We start from the raw sequence: 18,233 nt of genomic DNA on the forward strand, positions 1-18,233 counted from the left end.
ATCGCCCTCTTGGCTTAAAGTGACTTAATAGAGCCTTTTGGCAATACGGCCGCAATATAATCCTTCTTAATCGTGATTTCGCTTGTCTCGTTGATAGTCAACAACACGTAGTCGTTTTCATCACTGATCTTAGCGATCTTACCTAGAATACCGCCGCTTGTTAGCACTTCATCACCTTTGCTCAAAGAGCTCATTAGGTTCTTGTGCTCTTTAACACGCTTAGATTGTGGACGGAAAATCATGAAGTAAAAAATTAGGCCAAAGATGACCAACATGAAAATCAATTCCATCGTACCACCAGCGCCACCAACAGGTGCATCAGCTGCATATGCGTTTGAAATAAACATAGTATTCTCTTCTTATTTGTCTGAGTAAAAATTAATCGGATAATTCAGGAACTTCAGGTACTTCTCGACCTTGACTGGTATAGAATTCCGTAACAAAGGCGTCTAATGTACCTGTCTCGATAGCGCCACGCAAACCTTCCATCAATCTTTGATAATAACGAAGGTTATGAATGGTGTTTAATCGAGCACCTAGAATCTCATTACAACGATCTAAGTGGTAAAGGTATGCCCGTGAGTAGTTCTTACAGGTATAACAATCACACTTATCATCGAGTGGTGAAGTATCATCGCGATGACGTGCATTACGGATCTTGATAACTCCTTCACTGGTAAACAGATGACCGTTGCGAGCATTTCGTGTAGGCATAACACAATCGAACATGTCTACGCCGCGACGTACGCCTTCAACTAAATCTTCAGGCTTACCGACCCCCATCAAATAACGAGGTTTATCAGCTGGAATTTTAGGACAAACATGCTCAAGAATGCGGTGCATGTCTTCCTTAGGCTCGCCAACTGCTAAACCACCAACAGCGTATCCATCAAAACCGATGTCGACTAAGCCATTCAAGCTTTCATCACGTAGGTCTTCATAAACACCGCCTTGAATGATACCGAACAGTGAGTTCGGGTTTTCAAGTCTGTCAAACTCATCGCGTGAACGTTGTGCCCAACGAAGTGACATCTGCATCGACTTACGTGCTTCGTCCTCAGTTGCTGGGTACGGGGTACATTCGTCAAAAATCATTACGACATCGCTGCCTAATGAGTCTTGAATTTGCATCGACTTTTCTGGATCTAAGAAGATCTTTTCACCGTTGATTGGTGAGCGGAAATGTACGCCTTCTTCAGTGATCTTACGAATATCACCCAAGCTAAAAACTTGGAATCCACCCGAGTCAGTCAAAATAGGACGTTGCCAGTTCATAAAGTCATGCAAGTCGCCATGCTTACGCATGATCTCTTCACCTGGTCGTAGCCAAAGGTGGAATGTATTACCTAGCAGAATGTCGGCGCCAGTTTCGCGCACTTCTTCTGGTGTCATTCCTTTAACGGTACCGTAAGTACCTACAGGCATAAACGCAGGCGTTTCAACCGTACCACGTTCAAAAATCAAACGACCACGTCGAGCGCGGCCTTGAGTTGTATCTAATTCAAATTTCATTTTTCACCTCGCCAGATAAACAGTCTGACCTGAGTTAACTCAAGTATTTGAGTCTAAGATTATGACAAACATAAGGGCAAACAATTCAGTATCAACCCTAAATGCCAAAATATGCATTAAATCTGCGGATAAAAAAATACCCACTTCATATTATGAACTGGGTATTTTAAAGCAATTTGGATAATTAGTTCGCTTTTTTGGTCACAAACATGGCGTCGCCATAGCTAAAGAAGCGGTATTTTTGAGCAATCGCGTGCTGATAGGCGTTTTTTACCTCATCGAAGCCAGCAAATGCACTCAGCAACATGATGAGCGTCGACTCTGGTAGGTGGAAGTTTGTTACCATCGCATCGACCACTTGGAACTGATATCCTGGATAGATAAAGATATCCGTGTCACCACTGAATGCTTGTAACTGCTCAGGCGAAGCTTTGGCGGCACTCTCTAGTGAACGCACCGATGTGGTACCCACTGCAATCACTCTATTACCTGCTGCTTTAGTTGCAGCAATCAAATCAACCACATTTTGTGGCACTTCAGCCCACTCAGAATGCATCTTATGATCGAGGATATTATCAACGCGAACAGGTTGAAAGGTACCCGCCCCAACATGCAAGGTGACAAAGGCCGTATTTACGCCTTTCTCTTTTAATGCCGCGAGCATAGCGTCATCAAAATGCAGACCCGCTGTAGGCGCAGCAACTGCACCAGGATTTTGATTATAAACTGTTTGGTAGCGCTCTTTATCCGCGTCTTCATCGGGTCTATCGATATAAGGCGGTAATGGCATATGGCCGACTTCTTCGAGCACTTCTAAAATTGTCTTATCACTTTGCAGCGATAGCTCAAATAAAGCGTCATGTCTGGCAACCATCACCATCTCGTAGCCACCATCAAGGCAGATAATTGAGTCTACTTTCGGCGATTTAGAGCAGCGAACATGGGCAAGGACTCGTTTATCATCAAGCATACGCTCGACAAGGATCTCCAATTTACCACCCGACTGCTTAGTGCCAAACATACGCGCAGGAATAACCCGAGTATTGTTGAACACCATCAAATCACCTGAATTGACTTGCTTCAAAATATCGGTGAATTGCAGATCCGCCAACTGACCGCTATTACCGTCAAGTGATAGCAATCGGGACGCAGTCCGCTCTGCCGTTGGGTAACGGGCAATTAACTCATCTGGGAGCTCGAAAGAAAAATCTGCAACGCGCATGGAAAGTCTCTACTGTGTCTAAATCGGCCGCTAGTCTATGGCTACAGCTAAAGAAGATCAACAATCCGATCCTAAAAAACGCCCAATATCCGGGATTACTGCCATAAAACCAGAATATTAATTAAATGATTTAAATTTGCTCGACTGCTGCGAAGTACTATTGACCGTAGATTTGCTATCTAAATCTTCTATACGATAGCGGTGTTGAGCGTAGGGAATATCAATTTCGACTTTTTTTCGTCTAACTTGAGCGCTTCGGCCCAACTTTTGGGTTAACCAGTTCCACATCATCCTTGATCCTCAAACCGTTTTATTGGTGGATTAATTGCTGTTTTACGATGCACATCCTTTTGGAAAGCCTTAAATATTGAATAATCTCAAGAAAGAATTTCCTTCGCATCGCCCTGCATGATAACGTGAAGTATGCGAATCACCAAGTATAAAATATGAACTTTCTTGCACACCTGCACCTTGCAGACAATAGCCAAACCTCAATGGCAGCCAATATTGCCGGCGATTTTGCAAAAGGCAGTATTGAACATTTCCCTAAACATCTTCAGCAAGGAATATGGCTTCATCGTCAAATTGACCAACTCACAGACAGCCATGAAATAACCAAAGAGCTTTTAACGATATTTCCTAAATCATTAACCCGCGCCGCCCCTATTATCATCGATCTTAGTTTTGATCATATGCTGGCAAAATACTGGGACGAGTATCATGACCAAAGTCTCGATGAGTTTGCCACTAAGGCCTACGACGCCATTGATGAGTGTAAAGATCTCCCCGAACAATTGGTCGCGATTGCCCCTAAGATCCGTCAAGAAAATTGGCTTGTTGCTTATCAAACCCGTGAAGGACTCAATCAAACACTCGCCTCGGTAGCAAAACGAGTCTCTAAGCCCGAGATTTTTAATGGCGCTCAAGAATGCGTGAAAAAACTTGATACTGAAATAGAAATTGCCTTTCGCACCTTCTATCCCCAACTGATGGCATATAGCCGCTTATGGACACGTAACACTCCACCTGAGTATCTGTAAGCACTTATTAGCCTTTCTTAAGTGGCTTAGATTAATCCTCGGGTAATTTAAGTCACCTTATAACTCTTCCTCAAAATTAAGTGCATGTCTTAACGCTAACTATTTTGCTAGAATTGCGCCGCAACAGGAGAACTCATGCAAATATTTAGCTATCAGCCCCCCACTATTCCTTGGTTAGATATCCGTTATCTCGACCGAGATATTATCGTTATCAATAAGCCATCAGGCTTGCTATCTAATCCAGGCATCGCTGAATATACTCACGATTGTGCGCTCACACGCCTACAACAGCGATATAAAGACTGCATACTCGTACATCGCTTAGATTGTGCAACCTCAGGGATCATGGTGTTTGCCCGTAACAAGAAAGCTGAATCAAGCCTTAAAACCCAGTTTCAAGATAGACAGACACAGAAGACTTACATTGCAGAAGTTGACGGTGTCTTCAAGCAGCAAAGTGGTGTAATTGAATTAGCTATTGCTGCAGATAGACTCAATCCACCAAAGCAAATGGTCAGTGAATTAGGCAAGAGCGCGATAACCCATTTTAAAGTGTTACAGCAAAAAACTCACAGTGCTCTAGTTGAACTCAAACCTGTCACGGGCAGGACACACCAATTAAGGGTGCATATGTTAGCTGTAGGACATGCCATTTTAGGTGATGACTTTTATGGTGATGAACGAGTGATTAATGCCGCCAAACGTTTGCAACTGCATGCGCAAAGCTTAAGCTTTACTCATCCTTATTCAGGTAAAGCAATGCACTTTAACAGTGTGCATCCTTTCTAAATAGTACTCATTAATACCAACAATTTAGTTACTATTCATTTGATACTAACTATTTAGCTTCTGCTAACTTTAGTCGCAAAAAAGGGGCTTATGCCCCTTTTATATTTTAAAACAGTCTAATGCTGGATTGACTCGTTAGCCACTCAAATGTTGAGCTTAGGTTAACAGGCCAAACCTGCTTCGCCATTGATTTTTGCGGTATAATAACAGTTAGTTGAATTACAAAATTTAAGCTCATTATCTGTAGTCAACATAAAATATTCACCAAAAATATTACCGCCTTTATCTTCAAGCTTTATACCTTCCTCGGTCTGTTCTGAAGTCATCTCATCCAAGCTGTGGCAGCCATCAGTATACCAAGTCTCGAGATAATACTTTCCCTCTTGCTTATATAGGGTGATATTATCACCAAGCAAAGGTCTTTCATCTATCCAGCGACCCACTACCTCACGGGATCTGAGCTCGCCCTCTCGCCAAGATAAACGTCTACGCTTTTCAACTACTGACATTTCCATCTCCTTGAGCTTAGTTTCTCTCTCAATTTGAATAACTTCTTCTGTCCTATTGCGCACAAGTGTCATCTGTTAGTATTCTCCATTAAAAAGCGTTTGTAATATTTTTGTTAACCAAATCAGTTGTAAACAAAGAAAGCAATTACAATGATGCAGCCACCTTTTAGTAAAAAGTGTATCGCAATCATAATTTAAAAACGCGATATAAATCACTTTATATGCATTACTTTAGTAAATTCGCATAAAAAGACAAGCGCCACAAATTGACATACTTCTTTTTAACCTTTCAGCTACCAAATTTGATATAACTCTTGGGGTAAATCCTATTCTAATAAAATCGCTCAGGAATCTAGATGAAACTTAATCGCCGACATTTTTTGAAAACAGCTGGTCTCTCAGCGGCCGGGATCCTCACCTCACAACTTCCACTATCATCTGCAGAGGCTGTACCAAGAAAACCCGCAACAGGCCAGTCGGTCATGGGCTTAGTCGTCCCCAAAATGGATACCGTAAGAGTTGGCTTTATCGGTGTAGGTCAACGAGGTTCGGGTCATGTGAAACATTTCTGTCATTTGGAAGGGGTTGAGATCAAGGCCATTTGTGACACTGACTCTGAAGTATTAGATAGGTCGATTGAGTTTGTGGTTAGCCAAGGTTTACCAACACCAACGCGCTATACAGGTAAAGAACACGCCTATAAGGAACTTCTAAATAGGGATGACATCGATATTGTAATTATTTCAACTCCTTGGGAGTGGCATGCGCCAATGGCCATCAACACAATGGAGAGTGGCAAGCACGCCTTTGTCGAGGTGCCCTTAGCGTTGAGTGTCGAAGAGTGCTGGCAAATCGTCGATACTGCGGAGCGTACCCAGAAAAACTGTATGATGATGGAAAACGTCAACTACGGTCGCGATGAATTAATGGTGCTCAATATGGTTCGCCAAGGCTTATTTGGCGAGCTACTTCATGGAGAAGCAGCTTACATCCATGAGCTTCGCTGGCAGATGAAGGAGATCGACAGTAAAACGGGGTCTTGGCGCACATACTGGCACACGAAACGAAATGGTAACCTTTACCCTACCCACGGTTTAGGTCCTGTATCCCAGTATATGAATATTAATCGCGGTGACAGATTCGATTATCTAACTTCGATGAGCTCCCCAGCCCTTGGTCGAGCCTTATATGCAAGGCGTGAATTCCCCGCCGACCATGAACGCAACCAGCTCAACTACATCAACGGCGATATCAATACCTCTCTTATAAAAACGGTGAAAGGCCGTACCATCATGGTTCAACACGATACCACGACCCCACGCCCCTATAGCCGCCACAATCTCATTCAAGGCACTAACGGCGTGTTTGCGGGCTTTCCTAACCGCATTGCTATTGAGCAGACAGGCTCTGATAGTTACCACAAGTGGGATAGGGATATGGCTAAATGGTATGCCAAATATGACCACCCACTCTGGCAACGAATGGGGCAAGAAGCCGAGCGTAATGGTGGACATGGTGGCATGGACTTTTTAATGCTTTGGCGCATGGTGTATTGCCTCAGAAATGCAGAACCTTTAGATCAAGATGTTTATGACGGTGCAGCTTGGTCTGTGGTTAATATCCTCAGCGAAGAGTCGGTTAATAATCGTAGTAACTCAGTCAACTTCCCTGACTTTACCCGCGGCGCATGGAAAACCGGTAAGCCATTGGGGATTGTTGGCGCATAGACTCGGCAGTACTTGCTTTTAGCTATCTCAAGACGGGACCAATACAAATAAAAAAGCCCACTCTAAATGAGTGGGCTTTTTCAGTATTTAACGAGCCAATTTAGGGCTAAGCGTTTTCTTTTCTCTCTGCCGCTTCACAAGCTGCAGCGGTAAAGATCACGTCTGTAGAGCTATTAAGGCCCGTTTCTGCCGAATCTTGGATGACACCAATGATAAAGCCAACTGCAACAACCTGCATCGCGACATCATTAGAAATGCCGAACAGGCTACAAGCTAGTGGGATTAATAGTAATGAACCACCAGCAACACCTGATGCGCCACAAGCAGAAATACCAGCAACCAGACTTAGCAGAATCGCTGTAAGGATATCCACTTGAATGCCCATAGAATGCGCAGCCGCAAGCGTTAAGATAGTAATCGTAATTGCCGCGCCGCCCATGTTGATGGTTGCACCTAGTGGAATAGAGACTGAATATGTATCTTCATGTAACTTTAATTTTTCACATAACGCCATATTTACTGGAATATTGGCCGCACTTGAGCGAGTAAAGAAGGCGGTAACGCCACTTTCACGAAGACAAGTAAACACTAATGGATATGGGTTGCGACGTATTTTAAAATACACAATCGCAGGGTTGATGATCAGCGCCATAATCGCCATTGCGCCAAGAAGCACTAACAGCAGATGCATATAGCCTGCTATAGCGCTAAAGCCTGTGCTTGCGAATGTTGATGACACTAAACCAAAAATACCAATCGGTGCTAGACGGATAATAAAGCGAACCATCTGAGATACGCCATGGCTCACATCCGCGAACACAAGCTTAGTTGAATCAGTTGCATGATGCAGTGCTAAACCTAGACCCACACCCCAAGCTAGAATACCGATATAGTTACCCGTCATTACCGCATTAACCGGATTATCGACTAGCTGAAACAACAAGGTATGAATGACTTCACCGATCCCTTCTGGTGGGTTTGCCTGAGCAGCATCTAGCGTTAATGCTAGCGTGGTCGGAAATGCAAAGCTCATCAAGACAGCTGTAACCGCTGCGGAAAAAGTACCAAATAGGTACAGGATCACAATGGGACGCATATTGGTTTTAGCATTTTTCTTTTGGTTGGCAATAGATGCCGCAACCAAGATAAAGACTAAAATCGGTGCGATTGCTTTTAAGGCTCCAACAAAAAGCTGACCTAAAAACGCAACACTCTCAGCACCGGATTTAGACACGGTTGCCAAAATAACACCAGCAATAATACCTACAAGAATTTGTAACACTAAACTGCCGTCTGCCAAGCGGGCAAACAAAGATGGTTTTTGATTCATTACTTAACCTGTCGTTTTTATATTATGTGGTAATCCTATTTAAACCCACCATTAGGCGAACCTTAAATAAAATTAATCTTCCTTCGACACAGTTTGTATCGGATGTGGCAACTATTGTCTACCTTTACCAGGCAAATAAGCGCAGTTATTACTCACGGTTAACATACTGCTAATAAGGCCCTATACATTAGTCGTCGCAGTTGCTTTTTCAGCCCCTCGCAGCATGGCTTCTATCAACTCGTGGGCATCAAATTTTGTTAGCGCTTCGTTGGCGCCCACTTGATGCGCCTGACTGACACTAATTTCACTGGATAGCGAAGTGTGTAAAATAATATAGGCAGGTGCTATTGCAGGGTTATTCTTAACTTCGAAGGCAAGCTCATAGCCATCAAGTCCTGGCATCTCAATATCGCTGACGAGGATATCGATAGCGCGTTCGTCACGCTCAGCTTGTTCCATTATCAATAATGCCTCCTTACCATCGGCTGTGACTTGGTAAGGAATATTGATACTGTCTAATGCGTCACTCAGTTGTTTACGGGCTACTTTAGAGTCATCAACCAACAAGATATTGAGTGGTTTTAAATATTCACGTTGAACATCAGTCAAAATAGCTCTAGTACTTTCAGGGCTCGTCGGAAAGACTTTAGAGAGGAGTAATTCCACATCCAGTAACTGCACCAACTTACCATCAATTTTTGTTACCCCTGTAAGGTAAGCATTCTTGCCTAAATTACTCGGTGGTTTCTCAATATCACGCCAATTACACTCAATAATCTTATCGATTGAACGAACAAGAAAGCCAATCACCATTCGTTGGCAATCGGTAATAATAATATAGCTATCTTTCAATTCCTCGTTGCTAATAGGTCGATACCCAACTGCGGCAGCCATATCGACAATAGGGATCGTAGCACCACGTATGCTGGCCGCGCCTAAAATCGTAGGGTGAGAATGGGGGATCGCGCTCAATGGTGTATAGGGAACCAACTCGCGTATTTTCAACGTGCCTAATGCAAATAACTGTGTCAGAGACAGTTGAAACAAGAGTAAACCTTGAGATTGGCCTGCCTTACTCTTCATTTTGCTTCCAGTTCTTGCATCCATCGTAATCTGGTCACTCGCTATGTAAAAAGTTTAAACAAACTCTAACTCAATCATCATACGCACACAATTAAAGCTGCGACTCAATCGGTAATAATGCGATGCAATCCACTAGAAACTTTCTCCACAGGCCAGCATCGGGCTCGGTGTAAATTTTCCGTTGGCTAAAATCATCGAACCAGACGATTTCCCCCTTCTCAATCCCTAAACGGTAGGTGTTTTTAGCTAAGCTTGCATCAATTGCATCCACCACACCCGCTGCCAGCTCTGGGTTATCTATAATCAACCCCATCTCGGTATTCAACCATGCAGATCGAGGATCGAAATTAAAGGATCCAACAAAAACTGACAACCTATCCGTGATAAACGTTTTGGCATGTAAGCTACTCTTAGAACTACCGCTCCAGCTACTGGTTTTTTTTTGTTTAGGGTTAGCTTTTACTTCATAGATCTTTACCCCAGCCTCGAGCAACTGCTGACGATATTGTCGGTAACCGGCATGAACAGCCAATACATCGGTAGCGGCTAAGCTATTAGTCAATATCGTAATATCAATCCCAGCCCGCGCCGATTCAATAATGCTCTTTGTACCAGTCCGAGTGGGAACAAAATAGGGAGATACAATTAATACCTCCTCAGTTGCCTGATCTAAATACTCCCCTAGATCAGAGAGTATATTGTCCTCCTGAGACTGATGATTTTGCTTATCCGGCTGGTCATAAATCAGTCTTGCGGGTCCCCAGAACCAATGTAGAGATTGATTCTGCATTTGGCTTATCAGCTGACTACTTAGCAAACGAGCGATATATGGATTGGATTGATAAGCAGCTTTTTCTGACTCAACGGTCACCAAGGCATCAGCGATATTTTCCGCTGTCACACTGTGGGAGCTAAGTGAGTTAATCTCTACGGTTAATGGTGCATTCCAATAAAGGTCAAACTGTTGAGATACCTCATCGACGGCACTGCCTATCGCCATTAAATCAAAATCGCCAAACTCAACATCAGTATCATTTGAGAAATACTCGTTGCCAATATTACGCCCGCCTACCACGCTAATGGTGTTATCGACCGTTAGCGATTTATTGTGCATACGATGATTCAATCTAGAAAAACCAGCAACAAAGGCGATATTACGAAAATCTCTCTCGAACGAGGGGTTATATAAACGCACCTGGATATTTTCATGCGCATCCAACATCACTAAGGCTCTATCGACATTTTTAGCCGCCATATCATCGAGTAAAATGCGGACTCTAACGCCGCGATCGGCGGCCTCAATTAAGTGCCAGGTGAGCAGTCTTCCGCTGTCATCTCCGCGGTAGATGTAATACTGCAGATCGATACTGGCTGTCGCCGCATTAACTAACACAAGGCGTGCTGTTAAAGCATCAATACCATCGGCGAGTGGCAGTACGCCAGTTTGTTGGGGATAAGCTTCTACATCGGCTTGAACATACTGAACCAATGGCCACTCAGGTTGAACGGTTAACTTAGTGGTAATAGGTTTATCGGGGTAAACAGGAGAAGATTGGCAGCCAACTAATAGTGCGATGGCTGCCCAAAGAAAAATACTTCTTAAAAAGATAAGCGACTGCAATCCATTTGCATTCATTCTTTTATTCTATTGCTGAGTCTTATTTACTCTTGTAGCGCATAAAGCACATCAAATGCAAATTGATCCCAACCTTCGGCGCTAAATGCGATATCACGTATGGCTCGAACTTGGCTCACGGCATGAAGTGGAGCCGCACCATTATCCATCAAGTAATAAGCCATGATTAGGCCTGTTCTATCTTTACCCGAACGACAATGAATCAGTATCGTTTTATCCTGCGCTTCGCACTCACGGATAAATGCTAATGCTTTTGGAACCTGCTCTACACAATAACCCAAGTCTTCCGGCCTAGGCGGTATATTTCGAGAGAAAGGCACGCATAAGTAGTCTAACCCAGCGGCGCTCAATTCATCCTCAATACAATCTTCACCGTTATTAACCGATAAAATGGCATCGAAACCGGCAGCCTTTAACTCATGCAGATCCCAAGGATCTTTATTGGGTCCACTGCGTCCAGCAATTTGTCCCTCAACTAACCAAAATAGGTGCTGCATAGTACTTCCTAAAATATATTTTGAGTTTCAATTAAGGTTAAATACCAATCAATATAATAAGTTAATCTACTCAGAGTGTTTTTTGACAAACTAATTTAAGGCGAATGGATGATATAACCGTTGTTACCTTTTGAGTTTATTCAACGCAGAAGTTGGCAACCGAAAACACTCTTTACAGGCATTCAGAACTTTATACTGATTAGTATTATCGCCAAGAGAATACCTAAAGCCTATATCTTGTGCTATCGCTTTATTACTGAGCTAAGCGGATATTGTCAAAAAATGGCGCTAAGCCACAAAAGCATACTTATTTACTAAAAAAATGGACTCAATTAGAGTCCATTTCATGAGCCGTTGCTCTAAGGTTTTACGCCATTAACAGCAAGGTTTAAGACTTCTTACCCCAAAGTTCGGCATTGGCTTTGGGGAGTTTATTGCGATGTTTCTTGCCTGTGCCTGCAGGTTTAGCCATCGGCTTAACCTCGCGGGATGGACAGTCTTCTGGTGCTTCAAGATCGGCTTCAAACCCTGATATCTGCTCGCGTTCTAAACGCAGTTTGTTTTTCTTCTCAATTAATTTGAAGTGCTGATATTCATCGTGTGAAATCAAGCTCATTGCTAAACCCGCTTCACCCGCACGGCCACTTCGGCCAATACGGTGCATATAATCGGCAGGACTTCTTGGCAACTCAAAGTTAATCACGATAGGCAGTTTTTCAATATCGATACCACGCGCTGCGATGTCAGTTGCGATAAGGACGCTTATTTCGCCTGACTTAAAGCCTTCCAATACGCGATTACGCGCTCCTTGGCCTTTATCGCTGTGGAATACTTCGGCAGTGATCCCTGCATTTTCTAATTTTTGCGCCAAACGGTTACAAGTATATTTGGCGCTGGCAAAGATAAGCACCTGTTGCCACTCATTATCTTTAATCAATTGAGCTAACAAAGCGGTCTTACGGTTACGGTTAACGGTAATGACGCGTTGAACCAGTGTACTTTCTTCGCTACTTTGTAATTGTACTTCTACAGGATTATTCAACAACGAATCGGTAAGCTCACGCACCTCTTCAGGGAAAGTTGCTGAGAACAATAAGGTTTGCTTAGCTTTAGGCAACTTAGCTAAAAGCGCGTTAAGCTCCTCAGTAAAACCAAGGCTCAACATACGATCGGCTTCATCCAACACCAAAGTCGCGGTGTTATCGAGCTTAAGCGCATTGCTAGAAATCAGATCGATTAAACGCCCAGGTGTCGCAACGACAATATCAGCACCGCCACGTAAACTTTGCATTTGCACATTGGTAGACACACCACCATAAACGGCAAGCGTTTTAAGATTAGGTTTAATTAATTGCGAGTAGCGCATAAAGCTGTCAGCCACTTGCTGCGCCAGTTCACGGGTAGGAACTAATACCAAGCAAGATACAAAATTACTTCCTACTTTACGAGGTGACGCCTTTGCAAGCTTTTGGATGATAGGCAAGGCAAAGGCTGCGGTTTTACCCGACCCCGTTTTGGCACCGCCCAGTACATCTTTTCCGTCTAAAACCGCCGGAATAATATGTGATTGAATCGCTGTCGGCTTTGTATAACTCAGCAGTTTAAGAGTTTCAAGCAACTCAGGGATAAGCCCTAGTTGGGTAAAGTCACTGTGAGTTGTTGTGCTAGCCACAGTTTGCGTTGCTACTTGGTCGGTTGAAGATACTGGCTGAGTCATAATTTACGGGTAAACGCCTAATCAAAAATAAGGCATATATTCTACGCTAAACTCGGCTTAAAAGCTTATCTTTGATGTTATAGCAAGCTAAATAAGCCTCTACTCCTAGTTGCAGGTTAACCCCTTTTATGATGTCGAAAATGATCCCCCTTTGATAACAAAGACTTAAACAACACCTGCGGGTTATTATAACCGTTTGTTTCTGTGAAGTTCCCTGAACATCTGGTTATCTAGTACAACATTGTTAAGCGATGCAAAGGCCTAAATTTTTAACCTGCTTATGACGATAAACAATCTAAGCCCTCAAGCCTAAGTAACTTTCGCTTCAGTTCTATACCATACGCGTAACCAGTTAAGGCCCCATTCTTTCCTATCACTCGGTGACAAGGTACAATTATGGCGATGGGATTTGCGCCATTGGCCGCACCAACCGCCCTCACGGCTTTGGGCCTATCGATTCGGTTAGCGATTTGCGCATAACTGCAACTTTTACCGTAATCGAGCTCGGCTAATGCATGCCAGACTTGACGTTGAAACTCGGTGCCTTTTGGGGCAAGTTTCACATCGAATTGATGCCGCTCACCAATGAAGTACTCATTTAGCTCTTGCTGAGCTTGTAAAAGGTGTTGATTGGCCGCACTAAGCTCAGCTTGAGGACGCCCCGTATCAAGCTCTTTCTCCTCAATCTCCCGTGACTGCCAATCATCACCTGTCAACGGAACAATATTGAGATGAGTTATCCCGCTCGCGTTTGCACATAAGGAGAGCAAACCAAGCTCAGTTTTAAAATTCAACTTAGCAATAGGTTGCATATTTGTTCTCATCATAGACTCCAAAGCTGGAACGTAAGATAGCTGCCCCAAGGGGAAACTTGCTTAGCAAGTGACTGCGTTATCAATCCATAATCATTGCTGTTAGGGCTGCCCTCCCCTGCGGCTTGATAAAGGCCTAACACTCGCTTTTTAACCACAAGATCGCCACATAACAAGATATCAGGATGACTCATGCCGCGCATTTTTGCATAAGCCACCGTCCAAGGCCCAATCCCTTTTACCGATAACCAGTGTTCAAGCTCTGCATTAGGGTTATCGCAAACAAATTGACCGAGCGCATTGAGCGCACGTTTGCGAGCTCCTGGCATTTTAAGCTCTGTCAATTCAGCTGTTGCGATCGTCTCAGGACTAGGGAATAAAGTGACAAGTTTTTCACCAATCAAGCGCTTCTCACCGTAGGTAAGGACTAACTGATTAAGTAGTTTAGATGCCTGTACTATGCTCACTTGCTGCCCTAAAACCGCTCGACAACCCGCTTCGAATGTAGACCAAACACCAGGTAGACGCAGCCCCGGAATGATGAGAGCAGACAATGGCTTCAACGCAGTAAGCGCACTGTCGATCTGCTGAACGTTAGCATCGAGATCTAGCACTCTTCTAATATTACCGATAATTGCACTTAACTCGGTTAGACCTGACTCTTTCTCTAACACTATATCCACGTTAAAGAGATTGTTGCCAGAATCGAGCTTTGCATCAAAGTAACCACTTACCCCGTTTAAAGTAAAACTGCGACCATAACTCTGCCTACCATCAAGCCATTCCATCTCTTTTACTGCCCGTACATGATAAAAGTCATGCAGTTGCTGCCAAGCAAGAGGAGGACGAAAACTAAATTGGACTCTCAAAGCAACTGGCAGGCACTGACTTGAGGTTTGAACACGTTCGGAATCTAGCTCAATAGGCTTTGCCCGGCTTTTTCTCAGAGCCGATGGCGTCAGCTTCAGCTCATCTTTAAACACTTCATTAAAACGACGGATACTACTGAACCCAGCAGCATAGGCAACCTGAGTGATGCTCAATTTTGTTTGGTGTAGAAGCTGTTTCGCCAACATGAGTTGACGATATTGTGCATAACGTTTAACTGAGGTACCCAGTTTTTCTGAAAACAACTTTCTCAGATAGCGGCTCGAGATCCCCAAGCGCTCAGATAAAGATTCAATACTCATGCTCTCGGTACCACAGAGAGCTCCGTTATCAATCAATCCTTTTGCGCGCTCTAATGTGGTTTGCGTCCCCTTCCAAGCATAAGAAAGTGGCGCGCTATCGGGGCGACAACGCAGGCAAGGCCTGAGGCCAGCATTCGCAGCCTGTACGGCAGAGTCAAAATAGCAAACATTTTCCTCTTTTGGGCTTACAGCAGGGCATACTGATCTACAGTATATCTTAGTCGTTCTCACCCCGATAAAGAACTGACCGTCGAAGCGAGGATCGCGAGCAAGTCTTGCTTTACGACAGGCCTCTTTCGAGAGGTAACATTCATGCTTAAACATCTATCGCCCCATCTTTTTAATTCTTAAGTTGTATATTACGCGCCATGCTAAGTCATCACTAGCGGAAAACGGAACTGAATATAACTATCAGCGTATTCATTACATTTCACTCCCTGTTTCCTATATGCTTAATGCTCGATACATTTTTCCAACATAAAAATAATCAGTCGAGTAAACAGATGTTCAAACGATTTGAATCTTGGGTCGACCCTCTCCCCAATGAAGAGCCGCAGCAACCACCTAAAGGGATTTATGCCTTTTGTCGCCACTACACACGAGGTTTTGAAGTACCGCTGGGGGTTATGTCGGTTTTAACCGCCCTACTCGCCATTCTCGAGGTCTCTTTATTTGGCTTTATGGGGGATTTGGTTGATTTACTCATTAATAATGATCCAAATACCCTGTTTGAAAAAGAAGGCATGAAACTGCTTGGCATGACACTACTGGTACTCATTGTCATTCCAGCATTGGTGTTACTTCACGCGTTGATCGTCTATCAGGGGTTACTCAGTAATTACCCGATGTCGATTAGATGGCTCGCCCACCGCTATCTGCTCAAACAAAGCGTGTCATTTTATCAAAATGACTTTGCTGGACGTGTCGCAACTAAAGTGATGCAAACCTCACTTGCGGTGCGAGAAACGGTCACAAAGCTGTTAGACGTGTTGGTTTACATTCTGGTTTACTTCACCTCAATGGTCGTCATGATTGCTAAAGCCGATCTTAGGCTGATGTTACCTATGCTTGTATGGCTTGGCCTTTATGTTGCGCTGCAATTTAAATTTTTACCTAAATTGAAAAAGGTATCGACTGAGCAAGCCGATGCTCGCTCCACCATGACAGGCCGTATTGTAGATAGCTATACCAATATTGCGACGGTAAAGCTTTTCGCACATACCCAAGAGGAAGCTGAGTACGCGAAAGGCAGCATGAAAACCTTCCTCAATACCGTATATCGACAGATGCGCTTGGTAACTTGTATCAATGTAAGCGTGCAAATTATTAACTATCTACTGGCCTTTGCTATTGCTGCGGTATCCATCTGGCTTTGGCGCGATGATGCTATTACCGTAGGCGCCATTGCGATTGCTATTAGCCTCGCATTAAGGCTGAACGGCATGTCGCAGTGGATAATGTGGGAAATAAGTTCCTTATTTGAAAACATTGGTACAGTTGCTGATGGTATCAATACCTTATCTAACCCTATTGAAATCCAAGATATTGCGAATGCACCTGCACTAGCTGTTAATGAAGGCTGTATAGACTTTAATAATGTCAGCTTTAACTATGGTGAAAATAGCGGAGTGATTGATGAATTAAACCTCAATATTAAAGCTGGTGAAAAAGTTGGCTTAGTAGGCCGTTCAGGCGCAGGTAAGTCCACTCTAGTTAACCTGCTAATGCGATTTCATGATGTCGAATCTGGCAGTATTACAATCGATCAGCAAGATATTACCCAGGTTTCACAGGACTCTCTGCGCGCACATATCGGCATGGTGACACAAGATACCTCTTTGCTGCACCGCTCTATTCGAGAAAACATACTATATGGTAATCCAAATGCAAGCGAAGCTGAGTTAGAGCAAGCCATTCATCGAGCTCAAGCACACGAGTTTATTCAAGATTTGAGCGATCCAGAGGGTAATCGAGGCTTAGACGCACAAGTGGGTGAACGTGGCGTAAAGCTCTCAGGAGGACAACGTCAACGCATTGCTATTGCGCGGGTACTACTTAAGAACGCCCCTATTCTACTGCTTGATGAAGCCACATCTGCTCTCGATTCAGAAGTTGAAGCCGCAATCCAAGAAAGCTTATATCAGCTTATGCAAGGGAAAACAGTTATTGCCATCGCACACCGACTATCAACCATTGCAGCGATGGACAAATTAATAGTTTTGGATGAAGGAAAAATCGTTGAGCAAGGTACTCATCAGCAGTTAATTGGCTCTGGCGGGATCTACGCGCAACTTTGGGCACATCAAACCGGTGGGTTTCTTGGGGTCGATTAGTGCGTAAGTTTCTACACTTGCTATACAAAAGTCATCATTACTGATGGCTTTTATACGTCAGATCGGACTAAATTACTGCTCATCATTCACAATCTTTGTAATCTAGGACAGGTCGAAAGTAGAATAATGCAGGGGCGATTATCGAGAGTAACGCAGGTGTTGTTACCGAGGAGCAATTAATGACCTTGCCTATAGCGCCAGACTCCCACTGACCGAGCAAATCTTTATACTGATTGGTATAAGAATTGGCGTGGGTAAAGCAGCTATGACCGCAAATTTCAGGCATAAAAAAACCACCCTAAGGTGGTTTAATTACTTACTGATTTAAAACAGTAAAATGGTGGAGCCTAGCGGGATCGAACCGCTGACCTCAACACTGCCAGTGTTGCGCTCTCCCAGCTGAGCTAAGGCCCCATTTCTGGTAAACATCCATGTTATTACTAACACGAATTAATAAATAGTGGTATCCCCAAGGGGATTCGAACCCCTGTTACCGCCGTGAAAGGGCGGTGTCCTAGGCCTCTAGACGATGGGGACCCGGACTGCATTAGACTCTGCAAAGAGTGAATACTCATTAAGTTCTGTAGGCTAAAACTCAACGCTTGATAAATAGTGGTATCCCCAAGGGGATTCGAACCCCTGTTACCGCCGTGAAAGGGCGGTGTCCTAGGCCTCTAGACGATGGGGACCCGGACTGCATTAGACTCTGCAAAGAGTGAATACTCATTAAGTTCTGTAGGCTAAAACTCAACGCTTGACAAATAGTGGTATCCCCAAGGGGATTCGAACCCCTGTTACCGCCGTGAAAGGGCGGTGTCCTAGGCCTCTAGACGATG

At 43.9% G+C, this 18,233-nt stretch carries 16 protein-coding genes and 4 tRNA genes; 4 read left to right on the forward strand and 16 right to left on the reverse strand.

Annotation, left to right across the window (positions count from 1 at the left end):
• Positions 1-14: 14 nt before the first annotated feature.
• The 3 genes from yajC to queA all read right to left on the reverse strand — a co-directional run bounded on the left by yajC (position 15) and on the right by queA (position 2,734).
• Positions 15-347, reverse strand: a complete 333-nt coding sequence (gene yajC, locus Q1A86_RS18660; RefSeq protein ID WP_012154722.1) for a preprotein translocase subunit YajC — start codon at positions 345-347, stop codon at positions 15-17.
• A gap of 31 nt (positions 348-378) precedes the next feature.
• Positions 379-1,512, reverse strand: a complete 1,134-nt coding sequence (tgt, locus tag Q1A86_RS18665) for a tRNA guanosine(34) transglycosylase Tgt (RefSeq protein WP_012154721.1) — start codon at positions 1,510-1,512, stop codon at positions 379-381.
• 184 nt (positions 1,513-1,696) lie between these two features.
• The gene (gene queA, locus Q1A86_RS18670) at positions 1,697-2,734 is read right to left on the reverse strand and encodes a tRNA preQ1(34) S-adenosylmethionine ribosyltransferase-isomerase QueA (RefSeq protein WP_299810109.1); all 1,038 of its coding nucleotides are present in this window, start codon (positions 2,732-2,734) and stop codon (positions 1,697-1,699) included.
• Between the two features lie 446 nt (positions 2,735-3,180).
• On the opposite strand from queA, the gene Q1A86_RS18675 reads away from it, so the two are divergent.
• Positions 3,181-3,774, forward strand: coding sequence for an ACP phosphodiesterase (locus tag Q1A86_RS18675; protein ID WP_299810112.1), 594 nt, complete (start codon positions 3,181-3,183; stop codon positions 3,772-3,774).
• A 135-nt stretch (positions 3,775-3,909) separates the two neighbouring features.
• Positions 3,910-4,563 carry an RluA family pseudouridine synthase gene (locus Q1A86_RS18680; protein ID WP_299810115.1) on the forward strand — a complete coding sequence of 218 codons (654 nt, stop codon included), beginning with the start codon at positions 3,910-3,912 and terminating at the stop codon, positions 4,561-4,563.
• A 161-nt stretch (positions 4,564-4,724) separates the two neighbouring features.
• Here Q1A86_RS18680 and Q1A86_RS18685 read toward each other — a convergent pair whose 3' ends face one another.
• The gene (locus Q1A86_RS18685) at positions 4,725-5,144 is read right to left on the reverse strand and encodes a hypothetical protein (RefSeq protein WP_299810117.1); all 420 of its coding nucleotides are present in this window, start codon (positions 5,142-5,144) and stop codon (positions 4,725-4,727) included.
• Positions 5,145-5,428: 284 nt separating this feature from the next.
• On the opposite strand from Q1A86_RS18685, the gene Q1A86_RS18690 reads away from it, so the two are divergent.
• The gene (locus tag Q1A86_RS18690; protein ID WP_299810120.1) at positions 5,429-6,799 is read left to right on the forward strand and encodes a Gfo/Idh/MocA family oxidoreductase; all 1,371 of its coding nucleotides are present in this window, start codon (positions 5,429-5,431) and stop codon (positions 6,797-6,799) included.
• A gap of 106 nt (positions 6,800-6,905) precedes the next feature.
• Here the strand turns inward: Q1A86_RS18690 and sstT are convergent, their stop codons facing one another.
• From sstT to Q1A86_RS18725, 7 genes are all read right to left on the reverse strand, one after another.
• Positions 6,906-8,129, reverse strand: coding sequence for a serine/threonine transporter SstT (gene sstT, locus Q1A86_RS18695; protein ID WP_299810123.1), 1,224 nt, complete (start codon positions 8,127-8,129; stop codon positions 6,906-6,908).
• Positions 8,130-8,309: 180 nt separating this feature from the next.
• Positions 8,310-9,212 carry a chemotaxis protein gene (locus tag Q1A86_RS18700; RefSeq protein WP_299810126.1) on the reverse strand — a complete coding sequence of 301 codons (903 nt, stop codon included), beginning with the start codon at positions 9,210-9,212 and terminating at the stop codon, positions 8,310-8,312.
• A gap of 91 nt (positions 9,213-9,303) precedes the next feature.
• Positions 9,304-10,848: a phospholipase D family protein gene (locus Q1A86_RS18705; RefSeq protein WP_299810129.1), complete on the reverse strand. Its 1,545-nt coding sequence runs from the start codon at positions 10,846-10,848 to the stop codon at positions 9,304-9,306.
• Positions 10,849-10,874: 26 nt separating this feature from the next.
• Positions 10,875-11,345 carry a dual specificity protein phosphatase family protein gene (locus tag Q1A86_RS18710; protein ID WP_299810132.1) on the reverse strand — a complete coding sequence of 157 codons (471 nt, stop codon included), beginning with the start codon at positions 11,343-11,345 and terminating at the stop codon, positions 10,875-10,877.
• Between the two features lie 388 nt (positions 11,346-11,733).
• The gene (locus Q1A86_RS18715) at positions 11,734-13,062 is read right to left on the reverse strand and encodes a DEAD/DEAH box helicase (RefSeq protein ID WP_299810135.1); all 1,329 of its coding nucleotides are present in this window, start codon (positions 13,060-13,062) and stop codon (positions 11,734-11,736) included.
• A 278-nt stretch (positions 13,063-13,340) separates the two neighbouring features.
• Positions 13,341-13,886: a methylated-DNA--[protein]-cysteine S-methyltransferase gene (locus tag Q1A86_RS18720; protein ID WP_299810149.1), complete on the reverse strand. Its 546-nt coding sequence runs from the start codon at positions 13,884-13,886 to the stop codon at positions 13,341-13,343.
• Positions 13,886-15,388, reverse strand: a complete 1,503-nt coding sequence (locus Q1A86_RS18725; RefSeq protein WP_299810137.1) for an Ada metal-binding domain-containing protein — start codon at positions 15,386-15,388, stop codon at positions 13,886-13,888. Before Q1A86_RS18725 ends, Q1A86_RS18720 begins: the two co-directional genes overlap by 1 nt.
• Before the next feature lie 179 nt (positions 15,389-15,567).
• Between Q1A86_RS18725 and Q1A86_RS18730 the strand changes: the two genes are divergently transcribed.
• Entirely contained in the window at positions 15,568-17,397 is a 1,830-nt protein-coding gene (locus tag Q1A86_RS18730) for an ABC transporter ATP-binding protein (protein ID WP_299810140.1), read from the forward strand.
• Positions 17,398-17,479: 82 nt separating this feature from the next.
• On the opposite strand, the gene Q1A86_RS18735 is transcribed toward Q1A86_RS18730, so the two are convergent.
• The 5 genes from Q1A86_RS18735 to Q1A86_RS18755 form a co-directional block, all read right to left on the reverse strand.
• The gene (locus Q1A86_RS18735; protein ID WP_299810143.1) at positions 17,480-17,683 is read right to left on the reverse strand and encodes a hypothetical protein; all 204 of its coding nucleotides are present in this window, start codon (positions 17,681-17,683) and stop codon (positions 17,480-17,482) included.
• 52 nt (positions 17,684-17,735) lie between these two features.
• A tRNA-Ala gene (locus Q1A86_RS18740) sits at positions 17,736-17,811 on the reverse strand.
• A gap of 47 nt (positions 17,812-17,858) precedes the next feature.
• Positions 17,859-17,934, reverse strand: a tRNA-Glu gene (locus Q1A86_RS18745).
• Positions 17,935-18,010: 76 nt separating this feature from the next.
• Positions 18,011-18,086: transfer RNA gene (locus Q1A86_RS18750), tRNA-Glu, on the reverse strand.
• Between the two features lie 76 nt (positions 18,087-18,162).
• Positions 18,163-18,232 (reverse strand) — tRNA-Glu (locus Q1A86_RS18755).
• Position 18,233: the final 1 nt, after the last annotated feature.

Origin of the sequence: uncultured Shewanella sp., assembly GCF_947497935.1 — a bacterium.
In the GTDB taxonomy this organism is placed as follows: Bacteria; Pseudomonadota; Gammaproteobacteria; order Enterobacterales; family Shewanellaceae; genus Shewanella.